Below are 23509 nucleotides of genomic sequence, written 5' to 3'. Positions count from 1 at the left end.
GTATCGGCGCCGGACGGCCCGCCGGAAGGCTGGGCCATTCGCCTCACCGATTGAAAGCGGCCCCGGGATGCACCCCCCGGGGCCGTTTTCCGCGGTGCGTGGCCCGCGGCCGTGCCGAGAGGTGGCTCCGACGCGACAAGGCGGCCGCGGTGCCGGTCTGTCAGGGCTTCACGACGCCGGTCGAGAGCGACCGATCCAGGTGGTCGGCGGCCACCAACCGCCCGTCCGCGAACGACAGCACCCACACGCTGCCCTTGCGATTGCGCGCCGACGGCAGCGTGACGCCGTCGCGGTCGGCCCACCACGGCAGCAGGTCCGGAATCACCTTGCCCTGGCTGCAAACGACGCGAACGGCCTTGTCGGTCACCAGGGCTCGGATGCGCTCGCGGGCCGCTTCGGGCGCCGCGGCGTAACCGGCCTCGGAAAACAATGGCTCCACGATGATTTCGACGCCGAGTTTCTCGGCCAGCGGCGCCACCGTCTGCACGCAGCGCAGCGGATCGGCGGAGAAGATCTCGGATGCCCCGAACGCCAGCAGGTTCGGCACCAGAGCCTGTGCCTGAGCCTCGCCCTGTCGATCGAGGGGGCGCTGCTCGTCCGGCCCGTTGAAGCGGTCTCTGCGGCCCGCTTTCGCATGCCGCACGAGCAGCAGCGTGCTGGTGCGGGCGGGCAGGCGTGCGAAGGCGCGCAGCACCTGCCGGTCCATCGGATACGACAGGTGGTCCATCACCCGGTCCAGCGGGTGCCAGCTGAGTTCGTCCACCTCGGAATTGGCGGTGAACTTGCCGTCTACCATCTCGGCCGCCCAATAGTCGACCCGCTTCAGCTTGCGATGGCCGGGGATCGGGTACGTCACGTGCCCGAGGTAGCGGCCGAGCCTGCATTCCAGCCCGGTCTCCTCGGCGACCTCGCGGACCGCGGCGAGCACCGGGGTCTCACCGGGGTCCAGCTTGCCCTTCGGCAGCGACCAGTCCTGGTATTTGGGGCGGTGGACGATCGCGATCTCGACCGCTCCCCTCGCTGTCCTTCGCCACGGCACCGCGCCCGCGGCGTGGATATTGGCGGTGACGCGGGGATCCCAGAACGGACCCCCGTCCATCTCGTACCCGGTGCTGCCGCTCACTGCTGTTCGGGCCTCCGCAGCCGCATGAGGAACTCCTGATGGTCTCGGATGTTGTCGCCGTCGGTGGTCTGCTCCGGCCAGGCTTGCCAGGCACCGTCCGCCCGGAGTACCCAGCAGCGCGTCGTCGTAGACAGCGCCGAGTCGAATACCTCGCCGAGCTGCTCGGTCAGCCGCGGATCCTTCACCTGCGCCATCACCTCGACCCGGCGGTCCAGGTTGCGGTGCATCATGTCGGCACTGCCGATCCAGTACTCGTCCTGCGCCTGGAAGTGCATGATGCGCGAGTGTTCCAGGAACCGACCCAGGATCGAGCGGACCTCGATGTTCTCGCTCATGCCAGGAACGCCGGGGCGCAGCCCGCAGATGCCGCGCACCACGATGTGCACCGGTACGCCAGCCTGCGAGGCACGGTACAGCGCGTCGATGACCTCCTCGTCGACGATCGCGTTGGCCTTCAACCGGATTCGTGCGTCGTGCCCATGGGACGCCAACTCGGTCTCGCGCTGGATCCGCTCGATGATGCCCGCGCGTACGCCGTGCGGTGCGACAAGTAGGTTGCGGTAGTTCTCTTTTCGCGAGTAACCGGTCAGCGAATTGAACAGGTCGGTCAGATCGGCACCGATTTCCGGTGCGGCGGTGAGTAATCCGACATCCTCGTACAGACGCGCGGTCTTCGGGTTGTAGTTTCCGGTCCCGATGTGGCAGTAACGGCGGATGGTCGCGCCCTCGCGGCGCACCACCAGGCAGGTCTTGCAGTGGGTCTTGAGTCCGATGAGGCCGTAGACCACGTGCACACCCGCCTGCTCCAGCGCGCGGGCCCACTTGATGTTGGCCTGCTCGTCGAAGCGCGCCTTGATCTCGACCAGCGCGACCACCTGTTTGCCCGCTTCGGCGGCGTCGATGAGCGCGTTGACGATCGGGGAGTCGCCGGAGGTGCGGTAGAGCGTCTGCTTGATCGCGAGCACCTGCGGGTCGGCGGCTGCCTGTTCGATGAACCGCTGCACGCTGGTGGAGAACGAGTCGTAGGGGTGGTGCACGAGCACGTCGCCCTCGCGCAGCGCCGCGAACACGTTGCGCGGCGTTTCCCGCTCGCCGAACGCGGGCGGCGTCGCGGGGACATACGGGGTGTCCTTCAGATTCGGCCGGTCGACGCCGTACACCTGCCAGAGGCAGGACAGGTCGAGCAGGCCGGGCACCTGGATCACGTCGCCGGGGTCGACGTCCAGCTCGCGCAGCAGGAGATCGAGCATGTGCTCGGTCATGTCGTCGGAGACCTCGAGCCGTACCGGCGAACCGAACCTGCGCCGGGCCAGTTCGCGTTCCAGCGCCTGCAGCAAGTCCTCGTCGCGGTCTTCGTCGACCTCGAAGTCGGCATTGCGGGTGATCCGGAACGAGTGGTGCTCGGCCACCTCCATGCCAGGGAACAGCAGCTCTAGATGCGCCGCGATGAGCGCTTCCATCGGCAGGAAAGCCGCGATGGGGGAGCCGGATTCGGTGCGGCGCACGCGGACGAAGCGGTCGACGTTGTCGGGGACTTTGACGCGGGCGAAGTGCTCGCCGCCGTTGGAGTAATCCTTCACCGTCACCGCGAGGTTGAGGCTGAGCCCGCTGATGTAGGGGAATGGATGCGCCGGGTCCACCGCGAGCGGGGTGAGGACCGGGAACACCTGATCCTGGAAGTGGCCCGAGAGGCGCTGGCGCTCATCGTCGTCCAGATCGGTCCAGTCGATGATCGCGATGCCCTCGTCGGTCAGCGCGGGCAGCACGTCGTCGAGGAAGACACGGGCATGCCGCACCGCGATTTCCTGAGCGTGCGCCGCGATCAACTCCAATTGCTCACCAGGCGAGCGGCCGTCGGCCGACCGCACGAGCAGACCGGTCTCGGCGCGCCGTTTCAGGCCCGCCACCCGCACCATGTAGAACTCATCGAGATTCGACGCGAAAATAGCGAGGAACTTCGCCCGCTCCAGCAAGGGAAGCGACGCGTCCTCGGCGAGGGCGAGCACCCGGGCGTTGAAGTCGAGCCAGCTCACTTCGCGATTGAGGTAGCGATCACGGGGCAACCGTTGTGCCGTCGAGTCGGCGGACGGTGGCGTAGCCGCCGGGAGAGGTGTGGGAAGCAACGGTTGCTGCTTGATAATTTCCGTATCGCTCACGTCACCGATCATCCCCTACGGACGGGGCCGTGTGCAGTCCTCGATCGGGATTGCCGTCCATGGCGACCGTCTAGCATACATGCGGAACGTGCTCGTGAACGCGACCTGGCCAGCCGATGTCGTGCAGCACGGCGCGCGTCGCGTTCCCGGCCCCGAGCGCCACCGCGCGGTCCAAATCGTCGGCGGTGTCGACGTCCAGGCGCAGGCCCGGCCAGTCGCCGGTCAGATCGACCGCGCCCGCGGCGACATGGCGAAGTGCCGAGCCGGGACCGAAACGCGGATCGAGCGCGGCGACCGGGTCGCGGACCAGGAGCGCGGCGGTGCCACTGCCCGCGTGGTCGACCACGATCGACCGCACGCCGCGCGGGGCGGTGGCGAGCATGTCGGACAACTCCTCCGGGCGCAGCGCGGGCAGGTCCGCCTGGAGGGCGAGCAGATCGCTCGGGCCGTGCGCGCCGCGCAACGCGGCGGCGGTGGTGGCCAAGGCGGTGTTGAGTCCGTCGGAGTCGGCGCCGAGCGGCTCGGGATGGACGTCGGCGCCCAGGGTGCGGGCCAGATCGGCGACGGCGGGATCCGGGGTGACCACCGTGACCGACACGACATCGGGGACCGCCGCGGTGGCGGTCACGGTGTCGGCGAGCATTGCCAGCACCAGTCGCGCCCGGTGCTCCGGGCGCAGCCGGTCGGCCAGTCGGCTCTTGGCCTGATCGAGGCTCTTGACCGCGATCACGGTATGCACGGCGTGCGGGCGCATGCGACCAATCCTTTCATGGCATATTGGGCTGATGACGAGGGCGGCGGTACTTGGCGCGGGATCGTGGGGGACGGCATTCGCGAAGGTGTTGGCGGACGCGGGAACCGACGTCACGATCTGGGCCCGGCGACCCGAGGTGGCCGCGACGCTGGCCTCCGAACATCGCAATCCGGATTACCTGTCGGATATTCCGCTGCCGCCGATCGCGGCCACCCATGACCCCGCGGTGGCGCTGGACGGCGCGGACATCGTGGTGCTCGCGGTGCCGTCGCAATCCTTGCGTGTGAATCTCGCGGAGTGGAAGGGCCTCATCGGGCCGGATGCCTCGCTGCTGAGCCTGGCGAAGGGAATCGAGACCGGAACGCTGCTGCGGATGAGTCAGGTGATCGAGGAGGTCACCGGCGCCGCCCAGAGCCGGGTCGCCGTGCTGTCCGGGCCGAATCTGGCGCGGGAGATCGCGGTCGGTCAGCCGGCCGCGACCGTGATCGCCTGCACCGACACCGACCGCGCCGTCGCGCTGCAGCACGCCAGCGCGACCGGATACTTCCGGCCGTACACCAACACCGACGTGATCGGCTGCGAAATCGGCGGCGCGTGCAAGAACGTCATCGCACTCGCCTGCGGCATCGCCTCGGGAATGGGATTGGGCGACAACTCGATCGCCAGCCTGATCACCCGCGGTCTGGCCGAGATCATCCGGCTCGGGGTGGCGCTCGGCGCGGAGCCGGCGACCTTGGCGGGTCTGGCCGGGGTCGGCGACCTGGTAGCCACCTGCACCTCGCCGCTGTCGCGCAACCGGTCCTTCGGCCACGTGCTCGGCGCGGGCGGCTCCATGGATGCCGCGCAGTCGGCGACTCGTGGCCAGGTCGCGGAGGGTGTGAAGTCCTGCACATCCATCCGAGCGCTCGCCGAGCGGCACGAGGTGGAGATGCCGCTGACGACCGGGATACACCAGGTGTGTCACGAAGGTCTCTCCGTGCGCGAAGCCGTCGGCAATCTGCTCGGGCGGCGGATCAAACCGGAGTGATCCGAGCCGGCCCGAGTGCGGTCGAAATCGCCGTGGCCGGGACAGTCAGCGGTTAGGCCGGTCGTAGAAACGGGTACGGTTCGGGGCATGACGAACCGGATCAGGGTGGCCGTGATGTTCGGCGGCCGCAGCAACGAGCACGCCGTGTCCTGTGTGTCGGCCGGCAGTGTGCTGCGGAACCTGGATCCGGAGAAGTACGAGGTGGTGCCGATCGGCATCACCACGGAGGGCCGGTGGGTTCTCGGCGGTTCCGACGTCGCCGCGCTCGGCATCCACGACCGTGCCCTGCCGTCGGTGGACGCCACCGGCACGGTGCTGACGCTGGCCGCCGACCCGAGTCGCCCGGGGGCGCTGATCGCGCTGGACGATCCGAGCGCCGCGCTCGGCTCGGTCGACGTGGTGTTCCCGATTCTGCACGGACCGTTCGGTGAGGACGGGACCTTGCAGGGAATGCTCGAGCTCGCCGGGATCCCGTACGTCGGTCCCGGTGTGCTGGCCAGTGCGGCGGGCATGGACAAGGAATTCACCAAGAAACTGCTTGCGGCCGAGGGACTCCCGATCGGCACCCAGGTGGTGCTGCGGCCCGGCACTGCGACGGTCGCCGAGGCGGACCGGGCGCGCCTGGGACTCCCGGTGTTCGTCAAGCCCGCGCGCGGTGGATCGTCGATCGGCATCACCAAAGTGACCGAATGGAGTGCGCTGGAGACGGCGATCGCGCTGGCGCGCGCGCACGACCCCAAGGTGATCGTGGAGGCGGGCATCGTCGGACGCGAAGTGGAGTGCGGTGTGTTGGAATTCCCGGACGGACGGCTCTCGGCGAGCGTGGTCGCGGAGATCCGGATGCCGGAAGAGGACACCGCCGCGGGCAGTCCCGAGTTCTACGACTTCGATACCAAATACCTTGATGACGTCTGCGAATTCGACGTTCCGGCCAAGCTGGACGACGACGTGTCCGACCGGATCAGGGAACTCGCCGTGCGCGCCTTCCAGGCGCTCGACTGCCAGGGCCTCGCCCGCGTCGACTTCTTCGTCACCGAGCAGGGGCCGGTGATCAACGAGATCAACACCATGCCGGGCTTCACCGCGATCTCCATGTATCCGCGCATGTGGGAGGCCACCGGCATCGACTACGCCGTGCTGGTGTCCACCCTCGTCGAAACCGCCCTCACCCGGGGCACCGGCCTGCGCTAGGTCGAGATCACCGAAGCGACCATCCGGTCAGTTGGGGATCGGGCCTGGGTCGATCGGCTGTGCGGGAAGGGTGGCGGTGACAGTGTCGGAGACCTCTTGCAGCGGGGTCGGGCCGGAGCCGTCGGGGACGGTCAGGGCGAGATAGGTCTCCCGGTCTACGGCGAACCAGGTGCTCGTCTTCGCGGCCTGGTCGCGGACCTCGAACCACTGGACGGCGTTCACGATCTGCAAGGGTGCGGCGCGGTTGAACTCCAACGGGCGGTCCAGGCCGCAGCGCAGGACGATCGGGTCGCCGCCATCGTCGCGCTGCCACGCTCGAGTGGCGGGCGGGGCGGGCTCGACGAGGGTCGACTTCGTGAATTCACCCAGGTCCGCGGGCAAGGCGGGCAGCAGCGCGGTGCAGGAGGGACCGGCGGCGGCAGGCGCGGGAACGGGACCGAGCACCAGCGGTTCACGGTCGACCGGCGCGCGGCGCGCCAGCACGGCGGCCACGAGCACGGCGACGACCAGGACGACGGGAAGGGCAACCGCGGTGGCGATCAGGGCCGGGGAGTACTGGCGTGTCGGGCCCACCGCGGGCGAGGTGTCTCCGGCCGCGGCGGGATCCGTCGCGTCGTCGGCCGGTTTGGTGGTCACTGCGTCCGTGCCTGCGGCCCGAGCGCTCCGGTCCGGGACTTCTTCCTCAGCCGCTGGTGTCCCCGCATCGGGCGCGGTGGCTTCGGTGTCCGACCCGGTGGCCTTGGCGGGGGAGGCCGCGGGTTGCTTGTCCTCGGCCGAGTCCCGGTCCGGCGAATCCGCCGCCATGCTCACCGATCCTTCCTGCTTGCGCTGAACGGCGCCGGTCGTCGGCGCCGCGGGAGCGCGGCGCGGGTGGACCGGCCCGGTGGTACTCGATTGCCCTGGAAAGGGTACCGTCGGGCCGATTCCAGCAAGCGGCGTGCCTGAAAGGATCGGTCATCAGCGAGAGCACAGGCCCGAGGACGGTGCGTGAACTGGGGGAGTTCGCGCTGATCGACCGTATCAACGCGGGTCGGGTGCAGGCGGGAGGTGTGCTGCTCGGTCCCGGCGACGATGCGGCGATGGTGTCCGCGCCGGACGGCCGGTTCGTGGTCACCACCGACATGCTCGTGCAGGATCGGCATTTCCGGTTGGACTGGTCGAGCCCCGAGGACATCGGTCGCAAGGCTATCGCCCAGAACGCTGCCGATGTCGTCGCCATGGGAGCGGTGCCGAGCGCGTTCGTCGTCGCGATCGGCTGCCCGGCCGACACCCCGCTCGAGGTGGTCGACGGCCTCGCGGACGGCATGTGGGCCGAGGCCGCCGGGGTGGGCGGGTCGATCGCGGGCGGCGACTTGGTTCGCAGCCGCGATCTGGTCATCTCCGTCACCGCATTCGGTGACCTTCGTGGCGGGGCGCCGATCACGAGAGCCGATGCGCGCGTGGGCGACACGGTCGCGATCGCGGGCCGCCTCGGCTGGTCGGCCGCGGGCCTCGCCGCGCTCACCGCCGGTGTGACCGCCGCCGACCTCGCCGAAGCGCTTGCCGCTCACCGCATTCCGCGGCCGCCGTATGCGGCGGTGCTGGACGTGCTGCACGGCGCCGCTGGTGTGGATGCGCAGGCGGCAGTGGGCAGTTCGGAGCGGAACCCGGATGATCCGGAGCGGACTGGTTCGTCGAGAGCCGGACTGCACGCGCTGACTGATGTATCCGACGGGCTGCTCGCCGATGTGGGGCATATCGCGGCGGCCTCCGGCGTCGCCATCGATGTGGATTCGGCGGCCCTGCGTGACCCGGCACTCGAACAAATCGCCGCGCGGCTGGATGCGGATGCGGCGCAATGGATCCTGACCGGCGGCGAGGATCACGCCTTTGTCGGCGCGTGGGCGCCGGGGCGTGCGCTGCCCGCTGGATGGGTCGCGATCGGGCGGGTTGTCGCCGGTCGCGGGGTCACCGTCGACGGCGTGACGCACGCGGGTGACGGTGGGTGGGAGTCGTTCCATGGGGCGGACTCGGCATCTGAGGGTCGACCACGATAAGTTGTGCGGTCATGGGCGAGAAACCACTGTCGGAAGTGATGGATTCGGGATGGGCGAAGGCGCTCGAGCCGGTGACGGATCAGATCGGTGCGATGGGGGATTTCCTGCGTGCCGAGAACGTCGCGGGCCGTGGCTACCTTCCGTCCGGTGAGAATGTCCTGCGCGCCTTCCAACGTCCGTTCGACGCGGTGCGCGTGCTCGTTGTCGGCCAGGACCCCTACCCGACGCCCGGCCACCCGATGGGCCTCAGTTTCTCTGTGGCGCCCGATGTTTCGCCGATTCCGCGCAGCCTGGCCAACATCTTCTCGGAGTACAGCAAAGACCTCGGCCACCCGACACCGTCGTGCGGTGACCTGAGCCCGTGGTCGGACCAGGGTGTGCTGATGCTGAACCGAGTGCTCACAGTGTCGCCCGGTAAGCCTGCCTCGCATCGCGGCAAGGGCTGGGAGGCGGTCACCGAACAGGCGATTCGCGCCCTGGTCGCCAGGGACGAGCCGCTGGTGGCGATCCTGTGGGGCAAAGACGCGTCGACGCTGAAGCCGCTGTTGGCCGAGGACGAGATCCCCTACATCGAGTCCGCGCATCCGTCGCCGTTGTCCGCGTCGCGTGGTTTCTTCGGTTCCCGCCCCTTCTCGAGAGTGAACGAATTGCTCGACGAATTGGGGGCCGAACCGGTTGACTGGCGCCTGCCTTGATGGCGTCTGTGTGTGATCGACCAGAGAGATATCGAGTGAGGAGCTTTTCCATGCACAACACCACCGTCCGTGGCGCGCTGCGCGGCACGACCGCGACCCTGGCCGTCTGCGCCGCGCTCACTGCCGGCGCCGCTGTCGCCGGTGCGGCCCCACTGCGGCTCGAGCCCGCCACGGAAACCACCTCGGCGCCGGTCGCCGAGGAGTTCACCTCCACCGGCTCCTCCACCATTTCCGCGTCGGTGAACGCCAAGGTCGCGTGCCTGTTCCTGGTGGGCAACCTCGCCTGCTGAGGTCCTGACCGAGGTTCCCGCGAGCCGCTACCGGCATTGTGCGATCCTCAGATCGTGAGTAATGCGAATAATCTTCTCGAACCGTCCCGGCTCCGGCTGCGCGGTTCGGGGGGAATCGAGCTGGCCGCCGATCAGTTCGGCCCGGTCGACGGCCCGCTCGTCGTCTTTCTGCACGGGGGCGGTCAGACGCGCCACTCGTGGAAGCAGACCGGCGCGCGTCTCGGCGCGTCGGGAATGCGTGTGGTCACGCTGGACGCGCGCGGGCACGGCGACAGTCAGTGGGCGCCCGACCGCGACTATCGACGCGACACCATGGTGCGGGACCTGCTGCTCGTGCTCGAGCAGCTCGGCGCACCCGCGGTCGTGGTGGGCGCCAGTATGGGCGGGATCACCGGTCTGCTCGCCACCGTCGTGCCCGGCGGGGAGGCGATCACGGCGCTGGTGCTCGTCGACATCGTGACCCGGCCGGAGCCGGAGGGCGTCGCCAGGGTGATCGACTTCCTCGGCAAGCACCGCGACGGCTTCGACAGCCTCGACCAGGCCGCCGACGCGGTCGCCGAGTACATGCCGCATCGTCCGCGCCCGGAGAACACCGACGGCCTGCTGCGGAATCTGCGCGAGCGCGACGGCCGCTGGTACTGGCACTGGGATCCGGGCATGCTCGGCGATCGGGTCGAGGACGCGGCGGCGATGACCGAGCAGATGGAGGCCGCGGCGCAGGTGCTGACCATTCCGGTGCTGCTGGTGCGCGGCATGCGCTCGGACGTGGTGAGTGCCGAAGGAGCCGAGGCATTCCAGCGGCTGGTGCCGCACGCGCAGCTGGTGGAGATCGGCGGCGCCGCCCACACCGCGGCCGGTGACGACAACGACTCGTTCACCGACGCGGTGGCGAAATTCGTGCTGGAGACGCGGGAGTGACCCGGCGTCAGACGAGTCCGGTGTAGTCGGGCTTGCGCTTCTCGGCGAACGCGTTCACGCCCTCGCGTCCCGCGGGGGAGTTCGCGGCCGCGGTGATCGCGTCACGTTCGCGGTCGAGCTGGTCGCTCAGCGTCGCCGAATCCGACTGCCGCAGCAGCGACTTGATGCTCGCGTAGGTGGAACGCGGGCCTGCGGCGAAGGTACGCGCGAGTCGCAGCGTCTCATCGGCGATATTCTCGTCGGCCACGAGCTTGCCGAGGATGCCGAGTCGCAGCGCCTCGTCGGCGTCCAGAACGGCGTCGGTGAGCAGGATGTTCCGGGCCCGGCCCGCGCCGACGCGGCGCGGCAGGGTCCAGGACATGCCGCCGTCGGGACTCAGGGCGATGCCGGGGTAGGCGGGCCGCAGCTTGGTGCCAGGGCCGCCCACTGCGATGTCGGCGAGACAGGCCAGGCTCATCCCGGCACCCGCCGCCCAGCCCTGGACCGAGGCCAGCACCGGAACCGCGGTCGCGTCCAATGCGCGCACGAACTCGTGCAGGTCGGTGGCCAGACCGTGGATGTGCGCCGAACGGTCCTGCGCGGCGGCGAAGCCGCGCACGTCGCCGCCCGCGCAGAAGTTCGCACCGGTGCCCCGCAGCAGCACCGCGCCCACCTCTGCACCGAGCGAGTGCAGCGCGGCGGTGCCCGCGTCGATTCCCGCGAAGTCCATGGACGTGCCGTGGGCGGCGGTGGCGATGGTGATCAGCAGAACGCCGTCGACGGTCGTCACGTAGTCGGCTTGCCGGGTGGAGGTCATGATCTGCACCCTAGTGCGTGTCCTGCGGGGCGTCGGTGGGTGCGGAGTCGCCGTGCGGCACCGGCCCGCGCACCATGCGCACCTCGATCGCGGAGGTGAGCGGCTCCGCCCTGCGCGTGCCATCGAACGCGAAACCGTGTCTGCGGTAGAAGGCCTGCGCGCGTGGGTTCTGCTCGAACACCCAGAGCGAGCACGGTGTCGCCGGATCGAGCGCGATGCGGATCAGATCGTCCGCGACGCCGGTGCCGTACCACGCGGAGCGCACGTAGAGCGCGTGGAGTTCGAGCGGGGTCACGGCCTGCGCGTCGCGGGGCGGACCCGCGCTGGCGAATCCGATCACGGTGTCATCGACGACCGCGACATGCGTGTGGCCGGGATACCGGACCCGGTTGCGCTCCCACTGCTCGGCCCGGCGCTCGACGTCGAACGCGTCGAGCACGTGCGCGGGCACCAAGTCGCGATGGGCCTCGCGCCAGCACGCGATGTGGCACTCGGCGAGACTGTGCGTGTGCTCGGCGGTCAAGGGCAGGACGCGCCACAGCGGCTCGGTCATAGTGCTCGCCGCACAACCGCGGTCACGACTACGCCCCGGACCACCCGATGAGGGTGCCGGGGCGTGTGTCGGTAGTGCTGGTCAGCCGGGCGGATCAGCCGCGGACGACCTTGCCCGCCTTCAGGCAGGAGGTGCACACGTTCATGCGGCGGGTGTTGCCCGGCGCGACCTGAGCGCGAACGGTCTGGATGTTCGGGTTCCAGCGACGGTTGGTGCGCCGGTGCGAGTGCGAGACCGACTTCCCGAAGCCGGGGCCCTTGGCGCAGACGTCGCAGACGGCAGCCATAGTCGCGAACTCCTTCATGTCATGGTGGGGACCGCCGCATTCATACTGCGGCATGTCCGGAAACAATGTCGTGATGTGCCCTGCCGACGGATGTCGGCCAGCGCGGACCGGCGACGGCCGCGCGAGGCAACCCTGCAAGGGTAGCTGTGTAGGTCTCGATCCACCAAACCGGTCCGGGGAAACGAGGGCAGGAAGGTCCGCTGGGCATCCGCCAGTCCAGCGGCCTGGTATCTCGCGCTCTCTGTCGGTCTCGCCCGCTAACCTGGCGGGCGGTGATGGTGCGCAGGTGGCGGACGGGAGTGAGCGGTGACAGTGCCCGGAGTGCGGGATGTGATGGACGGCACGGCATTGCTGCGCTGGGGCCGAGCCTGCCTCCAGGGTCTGGAGCATCGGCGCGAGGAGATCAACGCGCTCAATGTCTTCCCCATCCCGGACGCCGACACCGGGACCAACCTGCTGGCCACGATGCGTGCCGCGGTCGCGGCCGCCGAGGTGGCCGTGTTCGCCGCAAGCGCGGAACCAGGTGCGGCGTCGGCCCATACCGTCGCCGCGGCGATGGCACAGGGTGCGACGATCGGTGCCCGCGGCAACTCCGGCATCATCCTCTCCCAGGTATTGCGCGGCATCGCCGACGCCGTGCGCGGCGGGTCCCTGACGGCGGACACGCTGCGTGCCGCGCTCGCCGGAGCCTCGGCGCTGGTGCGCGCGGGATTGAGTGTGCCGATCGAGGGCACCATCCTCACCGTGTTGGACTGCGCATCCGCGTGCGCCGCGGCCTGTTCGGAGGTATCTCTGGCGGGCGTGGCGCTGGCGGCGGCCGACGGCGCGGCGAAAGCGCTCGGAGACACTCCTTCCCAGCTCGGCGTGCTGCGCGACGCCGGGGTGGTCGACGCAGGCGCTCGCGGGCTGGTCGTGCTGCTGGACAGCTTGGTCTCGGTAACTCGCGGCGAGGTGCCCGCGCGACCGGAGTACGCCCGGCGCTCGGCGGTCGCGGTTCCACCGGCGTCGGAGATCGGGGTCGAGCCCGCCGAGCCGCGGTATGAGGTGATGTACCTGCTCGCCGACACCGACGAGCCGAGGGTCGCGACGTTGCGGGCGCGCCTGGGTGAGCTCGGCGATTCGGTGGTGGTCGTCGGCGACGGCGACCGCTTCTGGTCCGCTCATGTGCACTGCGCCGACGCGGGTGCCGCGGTGGAGGCGGGGATCGCGGCGGGCACGCTCAGCCGAATCCGCATCGAGGGCTTCGCGTTCTCCGAACACCTCGACCACGGGCCTGAGCACAGCGAGATCCCGCGGCAGGACCATGCCCGTCCAGCCGACGCCGCGCAGATCGACGCCGCGAGGTCCACCATCGCCGCGGCATCGGATTCCCCACGGGCCGTACCTGGTTCCGCCGATGTAGTGGCGGGCAACCTCGTCGCGCGGGATGTCGCGACCACCGCGACCCCCGAGGTCCCGGCCGACCGGAGGGTCCTCGCTGTAGCGTCAGGAGAGGGCGCCGCGACGCTGTTCGAAGACGCGGGGGCTGTGGTGCTCGGCGGCGACGAGCCGGTCACCGCGCGAGCGTTGCTCGCCGCGATCCGGCGGATGCCGAACCGGGAGGTTCTGGTACTGCCGAACGGGGCGCTGCCCGCGCACGAGCTGGTCGCGGTGGGCGTCGCGGCGCGCGACGCCCACCGGGACGTGCTCCTGCTGCCGAGCGCGTCCATGGTCCAAGGGCTCGCCGCGCTGGCCGTGCACGACCGCGGCCGGATCGCGGTCGACGACGCCTTCACCATGTCGGAGGCCGCCGCCACCACGCGCTGGGGATCGCTGCGCGCGGCCACGCAGCGAGCGCTCACCATGGTCGGCACCTGTGCGCGGGGCGACGGGCTCGGTCTGGTCGGCCACGACGTGGTGGTGATCGATCGCGACATGCGCACGGCCGGACTGACATTGCTCGATCGGATGCTCGCCTTCGGCGGCGAGCTGGTCACCCTGCTGATGGGGGCGACGGTGCCGGACGGGCTCGGCGACGAACTTGCCACGCACATCGCACGGGACTTTCCCGGTGTCGAGGTCATCGTGTATCCCGGTGGGCAGCGCGGCGACCTGGTGCAGATCGGAGTGGAGTAGGGCATGGCGACACTGAGCGATCGGCTCGACCACATCCTCGGCGTGAAGGCGGCCGCCTCGCTGGTGGATGCCTTCGACATGCATACCGTCGAGGACCTGCTGCGGCACTATCCGGTGCGCTACGCGACCCAAGGTCAGCCGCTCACCGAGGAAGACCCCGAGGACGGTTCGCACATCACCGTCATCGGGCGGATCACGAAAGCCGAACTGCGTCCGATGCGCAACCGCCGCGGTTCGCTGCTGAAGGTGGTCCTCGACACCGGTTCGGGGCGCGGCGTCGACGTCACGTTCTTCAACGGCGACAAGGTGAAATACGTTGTCCGCGAGGGTCTGCGGGCGATGATGTCGGGCACCGTGAACTATTGGCGCCCCGGTCACTGGAACCTCAGCCATCCCGGCTACCTGATCCTGCCCGAGGCCGACGGTGACGAATCGGTCGGCGCGTTGACGAAGGTGCGCGGCGGCGGCGACCTGCGTGGGCTCGCGCAGAGCGCGAAAGGTGCCGGGGGAGTGGACGCTTCGTTCATGGAACGGGAGTTCATCCCGGTCTACCCGGCGACCGCGAAGGTGCAGAGTTGGGACGTGCTCGCCTGCGTGCGCCAAGTGCTCGACCAGCTCGACCTGATCGAGGACCCGCTGCCGGAGCCGGTCAGAGCCGAACGCGCGCTACTGCGGGTATCCGACGCGCTGCGCTTGATCCACCTGCCCGACCACAAGTCCGACATCGATCAGGCCAGGGAGCGGCTGCGTTTCGACGAGGCGCTGGCATTGCAACTGGTGCTGGCCGAGCGGCGGCACGAGGTGTCCGGCCGGACAGCGCGGGTGTGCGCGCCGCACACCGACGGCATCGCCGCCGCGTTCGACCGGCAACTGCCGTTCGAGCTCACCGCCGGACAGCAGCAGGTGGTCGGCGAGATCTCGGCCGATCTGGCCCGAACGCAGCCGATGCACCGGCTGCTGCAGGGCGAGGTCGGCTCCGGCAAGACGATCGTCGCCCTGCACGCCATGCTGCAGGTGGTCGACGCCGGGTCGCAGTGTGCGCTGCTCGCGCCGACGGAAGTGCTTGCCGCGCAGCACTACCGGTCGTTGCGCGGCATGCTCGGCGAGCTGGGTGCCGCGGGCGAACTCGGCGCGGCCGAGCACGCGACCCGCATCGTGCTGGTCACCGGGTCGATGTCGGCCGCGGCCAAGAAAGCCGCCCTGTTGGAGGCGGTGACCGGCGAGGCGGGCATCGTGATCGGCACGCACGCGCTGATCCAGGACAATGTCGAATTCTTCGATCTCGGCATGGTGGTGGTCGACGAGCAGCACCGCTTCGGCGTGGAGCAGCGAGACGCGTTGCGCGCCAAAGCGAAGGCGGGCAGCAGCCCGCATCTGCTCGTGATGACCGCGACGCCGATCCCGCGCACCATCGCGATGACCACACTCGGCGATCTGGAGACCTCCACCCTGACCGAATTGCCGAGGGGACGTTCGCCGATCACCTCGAAGGTCGTGCCGCGCAGGCAGCATCCGAACTGGGTGGACCGCGCCTGGGAGCGGATCGTGGAGGAGGTCGGCGCCGGTCGCCAGGCCTATGTGGTGTGCTCGCGGATCGGCGACGACGAGGAGGGCTCTGGCAAGTCCCGCAATGGGCGATCGAAGTCCGGTGGCGGTGCGAAGGAAGGCCCGACCACCCAGGCGGTGCTCGACGTGTTCGAGATGCTGCGCAGCGGCCCGCTGGCCGACGTGCGGGTCGGTCTGTTGCACGGCAGGCTGCCCGCTGACGAAAAAGATCAGGTGATGCGCGCGTTCAACGAGGGATCGGTGGATGTGCTCGTCTGCACTACGGTGGTCGAGGTCGGTGTCGACGTCCCGAACGCGACGGTGATGGTGATCGTCGACGCGGACCGGTTCGGCGTCAGCCAGCTGCACCAGCTGCGCGGCCGCATCGGTAGGGGCAAGCACCCGGGGCTGTGCCTGCTGGTCACCGACGCCGCGCCCGGTGGTTCGGCGATGGCCCGGTTGGGTGCTGTAGCCGCAACCACTGATGGCTTCGAACTCTCGGTGCTCGACCTGCGGACCCGCCGCGAGGGCGACGTGCTGGGTGCCGCGCAGTCCGGCACTGCCCGCTCGTTGCGCCTGCTGTCACTGCTCGACGATCTCGAGGTGATCACCGCCGCTCAGGAATTCGCTCGCGAGGTGGTGGAATCCGATCCCGGTTTGCGGCGGCACCCCGGCCTGGCGGGCATGATGCACGCTGCCGTCGACTCCGAACGTTTGGAGTACCTGGCCAAATCCTGACGGTCGATACGGCGGATCCATATCGACGATGGATCTGTTCGCGTCCGGCAAGGCGGCGATGGCGCCGATTCGGATGTGCGAGCTGGCCATGGTAGCCAAGACGCCCGCCGCGGAGCTGTTCGGTTTCCGGCCACACCAGCGCCGATCGCTCTAAACAGCAACGGTTTCCGTCGCGGTCGACGACTCGGCATCCCCTCGCGTGTTCACCGTGCGCAACCCGAGGATCGCGGCGACCACTCCGATGACACCGCCGACGAACAGTGCCCGCCCGAACCCGGCGTTCATCGCGTCGAGCGGCGCATGCCCCGCCGCGAGCTGAGCGTTGGTGTGCGAGGTCGCGACGGCGGTGAGCACCGCCAGCCCCAGCGCGCCGCCGAGCTGCTGTCCGGTGCTCAGCAGCGCGGCGGCAAGACCGGCCTGATCGGCGGGCACGCCCGCGTCGAATTCCTGATAGCCCAGGACCGTCTGCATATACAGCGTGACGAAGAAGAACGATAGACATCATTCCTGCGGCGATGACCAGATGTGTCAGATTGGCGGCGGCCAGCCCGCGGATGCCGAAGATCGACAGCGGGACCAGCGGGTCGGCGGTGACGCGCTCGTTCACCACGAACCCGACCAGTAGTGCGGCGGCGATCGCGAGCAGACCGAGTGTGCGCGCGTCGTCCCACCCGTACTCGGGCGCCTTCACCAAGCCGGAGACGAGCGCCATCAGTCCCGACGTCGCCAGGACCGTGCCGAGCACATCGAAGCCGCGTCGGATTTCGTTGCGCTGATCGTTCGGAATCAGCAGCGGAACAGCCGCGAGCACGAGCACGCAGGCCGGGGTGTTGACGTAGAACACCCAGCGCCAGCCCGGTCCCTCAGTGATCACACCACCGAGGAACACGCCCGTCGCCGACGCGAGACCGGCGGCGCCGCCCCAGATCCCGACGGCGGTGTGCCGATCGGAGCCCTCCCGAAAGCTGGTGGTCAGGATCGACAACGCGGCGGGCAGCATCAGCGCCGCCCCGACACCCTGCGCGAGCCGGGCGCCGATCAGCAGCCCGCTGTCGTCGGCCAGTCCGCCGAACGCGGACGACAGGCCGATGACGACCGTCCCGGCAATCAGGATTCTGCGCCGCCCGAGCAGGTCCGCCAGCCTCCCGCCGAGCAGTAGAAGTCCGCCGTAGGTCAGGAGGTACCCGCTCCTATGTGTGAGACCGAAGGAGGGCCGGTGACCGAGACCGTCGACGAGCACGCGACGCGGGTGTTCGCCGACCACAGGGAGCTGCTGTTCTCGGTGGTCTACAACATGCTCGGCAGCGTCGCCGACACCGAGGATGTGCTCCAGGAGACCTGGCTGTCCTGGGTCGCGCGCCACAGGGGCCGCACCGACGAGATCGAACACCCCAGGGCATATCTGGTGCGCATCGCGGTGAATCAGACCCTCGCCCGGCGCGCGGTGATCAGCCGCAGGCGCGAAACCTACGTCGGCACATGGCTGCCCGAGCCGCTGGTCACCGACCCGCCGGCCGGGCACGGCGGCGAGGATGCCGCGGCGCCCGCGCTGCGCGCCGAGTCGGTGTCCATGGCCATGCTCGTCGTGCTGGAGACGCTCACCCCGCTCGAGCGCGCGGTGTTCGTGTTGCACGAGGTCTTCGGGTATCCGCACACCGACATCGCCGAGATCCTCGGCCGCAGCGCCACCGCGACCCGCCCGCTCGCGCATCGGGCCAGGGAGCATGTGCACGCTCGGCGGCCGCGCTGCCAGGTCGACCCTGGGGTGCAGCGGCGGGTGACCGAGCAGTTCCTCACCGCACAGATGGACGGCGATCTGGCGGGGTTGCTGGCGCTGCTCGCGACGGACGTGACGTTCTGGTCCGACGGCGGCGGCAAGCAGCGCGCGGCGCTGCGGCCGGTCCACGGCCGCGACAAGGTCGCGCGCCTGATCACGAGCCAGGTGGTGCTGAGCCACGTGCCCGACTTCGGCGTCGGCTACCGGTTCGTCAACGGCGACCCGTCCGCGCTGATCCTCTCGGCGGGCGCGCCGTTCGCCGTCCTCGTGCTCGATATCGATCCGTCGACCGCGCGGATCAAGGGGATCTACGCGGTCGCCAATCCGGACAAACTCACCAGGATCGATACCTGATCAGCGGCCGACGCGTGGATAGGGCAGGTCGGTGCTGGTGTTCTCGGTGACCGCGAGCGGGCTGCCGATGTGTGGGAAGGCGCGCTGTGCGCAGGTGGGGCGTTCGCAGACCTTGCAGCCCGCGCCGATCGGCACCGCCGCGGTGGGGTCGTCCAGCTGCAGTCCCGCCGAATAGACCAGGCGCTCGGCGAATTCGATGTCGCAGCCGAGGCCGATCGCGAAGTTCTTCGTCGCGGTGCCGAACCCGTGCGGCGCCGTCATGGCGGTGCGGGCGATCCACAGATAGCGCCGTCCGTCGGGCATCTCGGCCACCTGGGTGAGGATGCGGCCGGGGTGCGCGAACGCCTCGTGCACCACCCACAGCGGGCAGCTGCCGCCCACGCGAGAGAAGTGGAACGCGGTAGCGGACTGGCGCTTCGAGATGTTCCCCGCGCGGTCGGTGCGGACGAAGAAGAACGGGACGCCACGCTGCCCTTGCCGCTGCAGGGTGCTGAGGCGATGGCAGATGGTCTCGAAACCGACCTCGAAACGCAGTCCGAGCAGATCGATATCGTAGTGCAGTTCCTCGGCCGACCGCAGGAACCGCCCGTAGGGCAGCACGAGCGCGCCCGCGAAGTAGTTCGCCAGCCCGACGCGGGCCAGAGTGCGGGATTCGCCGTTGAGCGAGGGGGTTTCGGCGAGCACCCCGTCCAGCTCGGCCCTATACAGCAGGAAGGCGAGGGTGGTGGCGATCTGGAAGGCTCGCTGGCCGGGCCGCAACCTTCTGGCCAGCGTCAGCGTGCGGGTCTCCTGGTCGTAGTGCCGCTTCGGGATGGTCCGGTCCGCGCCGTCGCCGCGGACCAGGACCGTGACCCCGGCGCGCTCTTCGGCGATCCGGGCGAGCTGGCGGTCGAGCGAGCCGATGGTGAGGCCGGAGTTCTCGAAGAGCTGCTCGGCGGCGATGTCGAGCTGCGGAATGTGGTTGTGGTGGTCGTAGAAGAAGTCGCGCACGTCCTCATAGGGCATGGGCATGCCCGGTGCGCCCGCGGGTGCGGACACCCGTGCCGAGAGGAGATCGAGTTGGTCGGTGGCGGCGCGTAGCCGCCGGTGCATCGCCACGACGATCCTGGCGACCTCCGGCTGGCGGGTCGCCAGTTCCTCCACCTCGGTCAGTGGCGATGTGTGTCCGCCCGCGGCGTCCACCAGCACTTCGTGCAGGTCGGACACGAGGCGCGCGTCCGAATCGGCGGCGAAGAACTGGACGTCGAGGTCGAAGGTGGAGTTGAGTTTGAGCAGCACGGGAATGGTGAGCGGCCGCTGGTCGCGCTCGAGCTGATTGAGATAGCTGGGCGACAGGTCCAGCGATTTCGCCAGGGCCGCCTGGGTCATCCTCCGCTCTTCGCGCAACCGCCGAAGCCGGGCGCCCGCGTACATCTTGCGCACGTGCACGATGGTAGCGGCGAATATTCGCAATCATCGCAATATCGGGACTTATTTCTCGCAAAAATATGCCTATGCAAGGTGTTTTCGCTAAACCCGAGCTGCGTAGTGTGCGAAGGGAGCGTTTCACATTGTGCCGGAGTGGAGGGATGCGCGAAGGCATACATCGCACGGGCCTCGGCGACACTACTTGTCGTCCATGATCACGGCCTGGGCCGCGATCACGTACGTGCCGTCGAAGGTGACTGCGGGAGAGCCGTGCAGCCGGTAACCCTGCTCGAGCAGGGCGCTGACCCGCTCGCAGAATCGGGCGTCGTCGACGCCGGTGATCAATCGGTAGCGCAAGGGCTGGTCGTCGGTCATTTCATCAGCGTAGGACGGTGTGTCGGTGACGGGCCTGCTGGCGGCCCGCGGCGAGTGCGGCACAGAAGCTCGGCATTCCGGGCGGGTATGGCATCCGGCAAATCGTCGGGTGAATGGCGTGGGAACCGAATCGGGGGTATGCGCGTCGAAGTAGGTAGGTGGGGAAAGAGAAGTCGTTGATGACCTGCGAGGAGGGGTTGCGTATGGAGCGCTGTTCCGGATGCCATACGGCATGGCGACGGGGGATGCGGGCGAGGGCGCGGGTTCTGCCGGTGACGCGGAGGGAAGAGTCGTGTGAGCGGTACACCTCGCGGCGGCGGCAGAGCCCGAAGCCGGAGCCGGAAACCGAGTGAGGTCTCAGCGGCCCGGTCCAGAGGGTCGGCCAGTGCGGGTGTTCGCAGCCGATCAGTCGGCGGCGTCGGTAGGCGACCCGACTCGAGGTGGTGTCGAGGTGCGTCCGCACCGGTGATCCGCAGTGCGGTGGCAGCAGACACGTGCACCACCACGCTGCGGAATGTGCCGGCGCCCCCTCTGGAATGCGAAGGGGGCGCCGATCATTGATCAGCCGGACGCGCTCAGCGCACGGCAGCCGCGGCGGCGACCATATTGCGCAGTGCGGCCTCCACCTCGGCGGGCCCGCGGGTCTTCAACCCGCAGTCCGGATTCACCCAGAGCCGTTCGCCGGGGACCGCTTTCAGCGCGGCGCGCAGCGACGTGGTGATCTCCTCCACGCTGGGCACCCGAGGTGAGTGGATGTCGTACACACCCGGTCCGACGCCGAGGTCGAAGCCCGCGGCGTTGAGGTCGTCGAGCACCTCCATGTGCGAGCGTGCCGCCTCGATCGACGTGACGTCGGCGTCCAGTCCGGCGATCGCATCGATCACCTCGCCGAACTCCGAATAGCAGAGGTGGGTGTGGATCTGCGTGGCATCCGACACCCCGGAGGTCGCGAGCCGGAACGACTGCACCGACCACTCCAGGTACGCGGGCTGATCGGCTGTGCGCAGCGGAAGCAGTTCGCGCAGCGCCGGTTCGTCGACCTGGACGATCCGGATGCCCGCCGTCTGCAGATCCACTGTCTCGTCCCGGATAGCCAGCGCCACCTGCCGCGCGGAATCGCCCAGCGGCTGGTCGTCGCGCACGAACGACCACGCGAGGATGGTCACCGGACCGGTCAGCATGCCCTTGACCGGCTTGTCGGTGAGCGACTGCGCGTAACCGATCCACTCGACGGTCATCGGCTCCCGCCTCGTCACGTCGCCGAACAGGATCGGCGGGCGCACACAGCGGGTGCCGTAGGACTGCACCCAGCCCTGCTCGGTGGCCGCGAAGCCGTCGAGTTGCTCGGCGAAGTACTGCACCATGTCGTTGCGCTCGGGTTCACCGTGCACCAGCACGTCCAGCCCCAGCTTCTCCTGCAGCGTGACGACATCCGCGATCTCGGCGCGCATCCGGCGCACGTACTCGGCCTGGTCGATCTCGCCGTTCCGCAGCGCGGCCCGCGCCAACCGGATCGCGGAGGTCTGCGGGTACGAACCGATCGTCGTGGTCGGCAGCGCGGGCAGCCGCAGGCGATCCTGCTGCAGCTCGCGCCGCTGCTCGGCGGGCGCGCGCCGGATGGCGTCCGGTCCGAGCGCGGCCAGCCGGGCCCGCACCCGCGGATCGTTCAGCCGGGGATCCGACCGCCGAGATTCGAGCGCCGAACGAGTCGTCGCCAATTCGTCGCCGATCGCCTCGGCGCCCTCGCTCAGCCCGGTCGCGAGCAGACGCACCTCGGCCACCTTCTCCGCGCCGAAGGCCAGCCACGACCGCAGCCGCTCGTCCAGCCGCGTCTCCGTGGCCAGCGTGTACGGCACGTGCAGCAGCGAGCACGAACTCGAAACCGCCACGTGCGCTGCGGATCCCAGCAACGTTCCGAGGGTCGCCAGGCCGTGGTCGAGATCGGTGCGCCATACATTGCGACCGTCCACAATGCCCGCCACCACCAGCTTGCGTGCCAGAGCCGGCACCGCTGCCACCTCCGAAACCTCGGTGCCGGAGGTGAAGTCGATGGCAATACCCTCGATTTCGGTGCCCGCCAGTGCGGCGAGCGCGGCATCCGGGTGTCCGAAATAGGTCGCGACGAGGATCGCGGGACGATCGGTCGCGGCGGACAGCTCCTCGTAGGTGGCGCGCACCAGATCGATCTCGTCCGCGGTGAGGTCGGTGACAAGCGCAGGCTCGTCGATCTGCACCCACTCCGCGCCCGCGGCGACCAGCCGCCGCAGCAGCTCGTGATATAGCGGAATCAGCTCGGTCAGCCGAGCCAGTGGCGCACTGCCCGTCGCTTTCGCCAGCCTCGAGAAGGTGACCGGGCCGATTACCACCGGTCGCGCGGGCACGCCGAGCGCGAGCGCCTCCCGCAGTTCCTCCAGCAGCTTCTCCGGGTGCAGCGAGAACTGGGTTTCCGGGCCGATTTCCGGCACCAGGTAGTGGTAGTTGGTGTCGAACCACTTGGTCATCTCCAGTGGCTCGACCGTGTCGGTGCCGCGCGCGGCCGCGAAGTAGCGGTCCAGGGGATCGGCGATTCCGGTGACCCGGGGTGGCAGCGCGCCGAGCAGGACAGCCGTATCGAGCATCTGGTCGTAGTAGGAGAAGGTGCCGATCGGGATCGAGTCGAGACCGGCGGCCAGCAACTCGGTGAGCTGGGCGTGCCGGAGGTCGCGCGCGAGGGTGTGCAACTCCTCGGCGCCGATCCGGCCCGCCCAGTAGGCTTCGGTCGCCCGCTTGAGCTCGCGCCGCGGCCCCACCCGAGGTAGCCCGAGAACCGTCGCGGTGAACGGCTTGTGATGTGAAACAGTCACGATGTTTCTCCATTGCTGAGGTAGAAAAGCCATCGCCCTACGGGTAGCCGGAGAACCAGTGACATGCCGGAGATGTTCCCGGTTGAGGGAGCCCGACACGTCCGCGCTGGTGGTCCGCACGCCCAAATCCACGAGGCGGTGGCCGCCGGGTACGGCGTACCCGGCACGGCTGGCAGGTCTTCGGACTCGCGGGCACCGGCCGGGTGGTCCCGGCCTGTGCCGGGGCTCGCCTGATGGCCGACCTACTGGCCGTCGCTTCCCAAGTCGCGGAGCCTTCCGGCTCGGTGAACTCAGTGCGTGGTGACGGCGGTCGTTCCTGCATACCGCTGCGGGACAGTCCCGGATTCCCACCGGGTTCCCTCTCGCCCCTCGTGGCGTCTCCGCACGAGTGGGCTCGACCCATTGCGCGACGTCGGGGCTCCATCTCGTCGTGCGCCGGTGAACCAGCTGCACTCCCAGCATAGGACGCGCGGTGTCGCGGCTGCTCGGCCGGCTCGGAAACCTGCGTCGATATCGGCTTGGTTCTCTGG

At 69.3% G+C, this 23509-nt stretch carries 21 protein-coding genes, 1 pseudogene and 1 riboswitch; of the genes and pseudogenes, 10 read left to right on the top strand and 12 right to left on the bottom strand.

Annotation, left to right across the window (positions count from 1 at the left end):
- Positions 1–160 precede the first annotated feature (160 nt).
- The 3 genes from OHB12_RS15275 to cofC are packed head-to-tail and all read right to left on the bottom strand — an operon-like array spanning position 161 to position 4033.
- Positions 161–1099 carry an NUDIX hydrolase gene (locus tag OHB12_RS15275; RefSeq protein ID WP_327121145.1) on the bottom strand — a complete coding sequence of 313 codons (939 nt, stop codon included), beginning with the start codon at positions 1097–1099 and terminating at the stop codon, positions 161–163.
- 20 nt (positions 1100–1119) lie between these two features.
- Positions 1120–3291: an RNA degradosome polyphosphate kinase gene (locus tag OHB12_RS15270; protein WP_327120063.1), complete on the bottom strand. Its 2172-nt coding sequence runs from the start codon at positions 3289–3291 to the stop codon at positions 1120–1122.
- Positions 3292–3349: 58 nt separating this feature from the next.
- Positions 3350–4033 carry a 2-phospho-L-lactate guanylyltransferase gene (gene cofC / locus OHB12_RS15265; protein WP_327120061.1) on the bottom strand — a complete coding sequence of 228 codons (684 nt, stop codon included), beginning with the start codon at positions 4031–4033 and terminating at the stop codon, positions 3350–3352.
- A gap of 31 nt (positions 4034–4064) precedes the next feature.
- Between cofC and OHB12_RS15260 the strand changes: the two genes are divergently transcribed.
- A complete protein-coding gene (locus tag OHB12_RS15260) occupies positions 4065–5060 on the top strand; it encodes an NAD(P)H-dependent glycerol-3-phosphate dehydrogenase (RefSeq protein ID WP_327120058.1) in 996 nt (331 codons plus the stop codon).
- Between the two features lie 87 nt (positions 5061–5147).
- Complete coding sequence (locus OHB12_RS15255; RefSeq protein WP_327120057.1) at positions 5148–6251, top strand: D-alanine--D-alanine ligase family protein; 1104 nt, start codon at positions 5148–5150, stop codon at positions 6249–6251.
- A 27-nt stretch (positions 6252–6278) separates the two neighbouring features.
- Here the strand turns inward: OHB12_RS15255 and OHB12_RS15250 are convergent, their stop codons facing one another.
- Positions 6279–7055 (bottom strand): DUF3515 domain-containing protein, encoded by a 777-nt coding sequence (locus tag OHB12_RS15250; protein WP_327120055.1) that lies wholly within the window; start codon positions 7053–7055, stop codon positions 6279–6281.
- 179 nt (positions 7056–7234) lie between these two features.
- On the opposite strand from OHB12_RS15250, the gene OHB12_RS15245 reads away from it, so the two are divergent.
- From OHB12_RS15245 to OHB12_RS15230, 4 genes are read left to right on the top strand one after another with little or no spacing between them, the layout of a single operon-like run.
- Positions 7235–8287 (top strand): thiamine-monophosphate kinase, encoded by a 1053-nt coding sequence (locus tag OHB12_RS15245; protein WP_327120053.1) that lies wholly within the window; start codon positions 7235–7237, stop codon positions 8285–8287.
- Between the two features lie 11 nt (positions 8288–8298).
- A complete protein-coding gene (locus OHB12_RS15240; RefSeq protein ID WP_327120051.1) occupies positions 8299–8982 on the top strand; it encodes a uracil-DNA glycosylase in 684 nt (227 codons plus the stop codon).
- 50 nt (positions 8983–9032) lie between these two features.
- Positions 9033–9272, top strand: coding sequence for a hypothetical protein (locus OHB12_RS15235; protein WP_327120048.1), 240 nt, complete (start codon positions 9033–9035; stop codon positions 9270–9272).
- 54 nt (positions 9273–9326) lie between these two features.
- Positions 9327–10190: an alpha/beta fold hydrolase gene (locus OHB12_RS15230; RefSeq protein WP_327120045.1), complete on the top strand. Its 864-nt coding sequence runs from the start codon at positions 9327–9329 to the stop codon at positions 10188–10190.
- Positions 10191–10197: 7 nt separating this feature from the next.
- Here OHB12_RS15230 and OHB12_RS15225 read toward each other — a convergent pair whose 3' ends face one another.
- From OHB12_RS15225 to rpmB, 3 genes are all read right to left on the bottom strand, one after another.
- On the bottom strand, positions 10198–10986 hold the full coding sequence (locus OHB12_RS15225; protein ID WP_327120043.1) for an enoyl-CoA hydratase/isomerase family protein: 789 nt from the start codon (positions 10984–10986) through the stop codon (positions 10198–10200).
- Positions 10987–10996: 10 nt separating this feature from the next.
- Positions 10997–11539: a GNAT family N-acetyltransferase gene (locus OHB12_RS15220; protein ID WP_327120041.1), complete on the bottom strand. Its 543-nt coding sequence runs from the start codon at positions 11537–11539 to the stop codon at positions 10997–10999.
- A gap of 94 nt (positions 11540–11633) precedes the next feature.
- Complete coding sequence (gene rpmB / locus OHB12_RS15215; RefSeq protein WP_011210730.1) at positions 11634–11825, bottom strand: 50S ribosomal protein L28; 192 nt, start codon at positions 11823–11825, stop codon at positions 11634–11636.
- 333 nt (positions 11826–12158) lie between these two features.
- Here rpmB and OHB12_RS15210 point away from each other — a divergent pair, with 333 nt between their 5' ends.
- Genes OHB12_RS15210 through OHB12_RS15200 form a run of 3 tightly spaced genes read left to right on the top strand, consistent with a single transcriptional unit; the run spans position 12159 to position 16377 of the window.
- On the top strand, positions 12159–13940 hold the full coding sequence (locus OHB12_RS15210) for a DAK2 domain-containing protein (RefSeq protein ID WP_327121143.1): 1782 nt from the start codon (positions 12159–12161) through the stop codon (positions 13938–13940).
- 3 nt (positions 13941–13943) lie between these two features.
- A complete protein-coding gene (gene recG / locus OHB12_RS15205; RefSeq protein WP_327120039.1) occupies positions 13944–16223 on the top strand; it encodes an ATP-dependent DNA helicase RecG in 2280 nt (759 codons plus the stop codon).
- Positions 16224–16251: 28 nt separating this feature from the next.
- On the top strand, positions 16252–16377 hold the full coding sequence (locus OHB12_RS15200; RefSeq protein ID WP_327121816.1) for a hypothetical protein: 126 nt from the start codon (positions 16252–16254) through the stop codon (positions 16375–16377).
- Here the strand turns inward: OHB12_RS15200 and OHB12_RS15195 are convergent.
- Positions 16374–16694: a hypothetical protein gene (locus OHB12_RS15195; RefSeq protein ID WP_327121814.1), complete on the bottom strand. Its 321-nt coding sequence runs from the start codon at positions 16692–16694 to the stop codon at positions 16374–16376. The genes OHB12_RS15200 and OHB12_RS15195 overlap by 4 nt on opposite strands.
- A 91-nt stretch (positions 16695–16785) precedes the next feature.
- Positions 16786–17463 (bottom strand): annotated as a pseudogene (locus tag OHB12_RS15190) (MFS transporter); the annotation flags it as partial.
- Here OHB12_RS15190 and sigJ point away from each other — a divergent pair.
- Complete coding sequence (gene sigJ / locus OHB12_RS15185; protein ID WP_327120037.1) at positions 17440–18354, top strand: RNA polymerase sigma factor SigJ; 915 nt, start codon at positions 17440–17442, stop codon at positions 18352–18354. The pseudogene OHB12_RS15190 and the gene sigJ overlap by 24 nt on opposite strands.
- Here the strand turns inward: sigJ and OHB12_RS15180 are convergent, their stop codons facing one another.
- From OHB12_RS15180 to metE, 3 genes are all read right to left on the bottom strand, one after another.
- Complete coding sequence (locus OHB12_RS15180) at positions 18355–19776, bottom strand: short-chain fatty acyl-CoA regulator family protein (protein ID WP_327120035.1); 1422 nt, start codon at positions 19774–19776, stop codon at positions 18355–18357.
- A 183-nt stretch (positions 19777–19959) separates the two neighbouring features.
- The gene (locus OHB12_RS15175) at positions 19960–20136 is read right to left on the bottom strand and encodes a DUF1737 domain-containing protein (protein ID WP_327120033.1); all 177 of its coding nucleotides are present in this window, start codon (positions 20134–20136) and stop codon (positions 19960–19962) included.
- A 575-nt stretch (positions 20137–20711) separates the two neighbouring features.
- Entirely contained in the window at positions 20712–23012 is a 2301-nt protein-coding gene (gene metE, locus OHB12_RS15170; protein WP_327120031.1) for a 5-methyltetrahydropteroyltriglutamate--homocysteine S-methyltransferase, read from the bottom strand.
- Positions 23013–23153: 141 nt separating this feature from the next.
- A riboswitch (cobalamin riboswitch) is annotated at positions 23154–23340 on the bottom strand.
- Positions 23341–23509 lie beyond the last annotated feature (169 nt).

Origin of the sequence: Nocardia sp. NBC_01730 (assembly GCF_035920445.1) — a bacterium.
Taxonomy (GTDB): Bacteria; Actinomycetota; Actinomycetes; order Mycobacteriales; family Mycobacteriaceae; genus Nocardia.
Note: the sequence above shows the minus strand (reverse complement) of the source record. Positions and strands in the feature narration are given on the sequence as shown.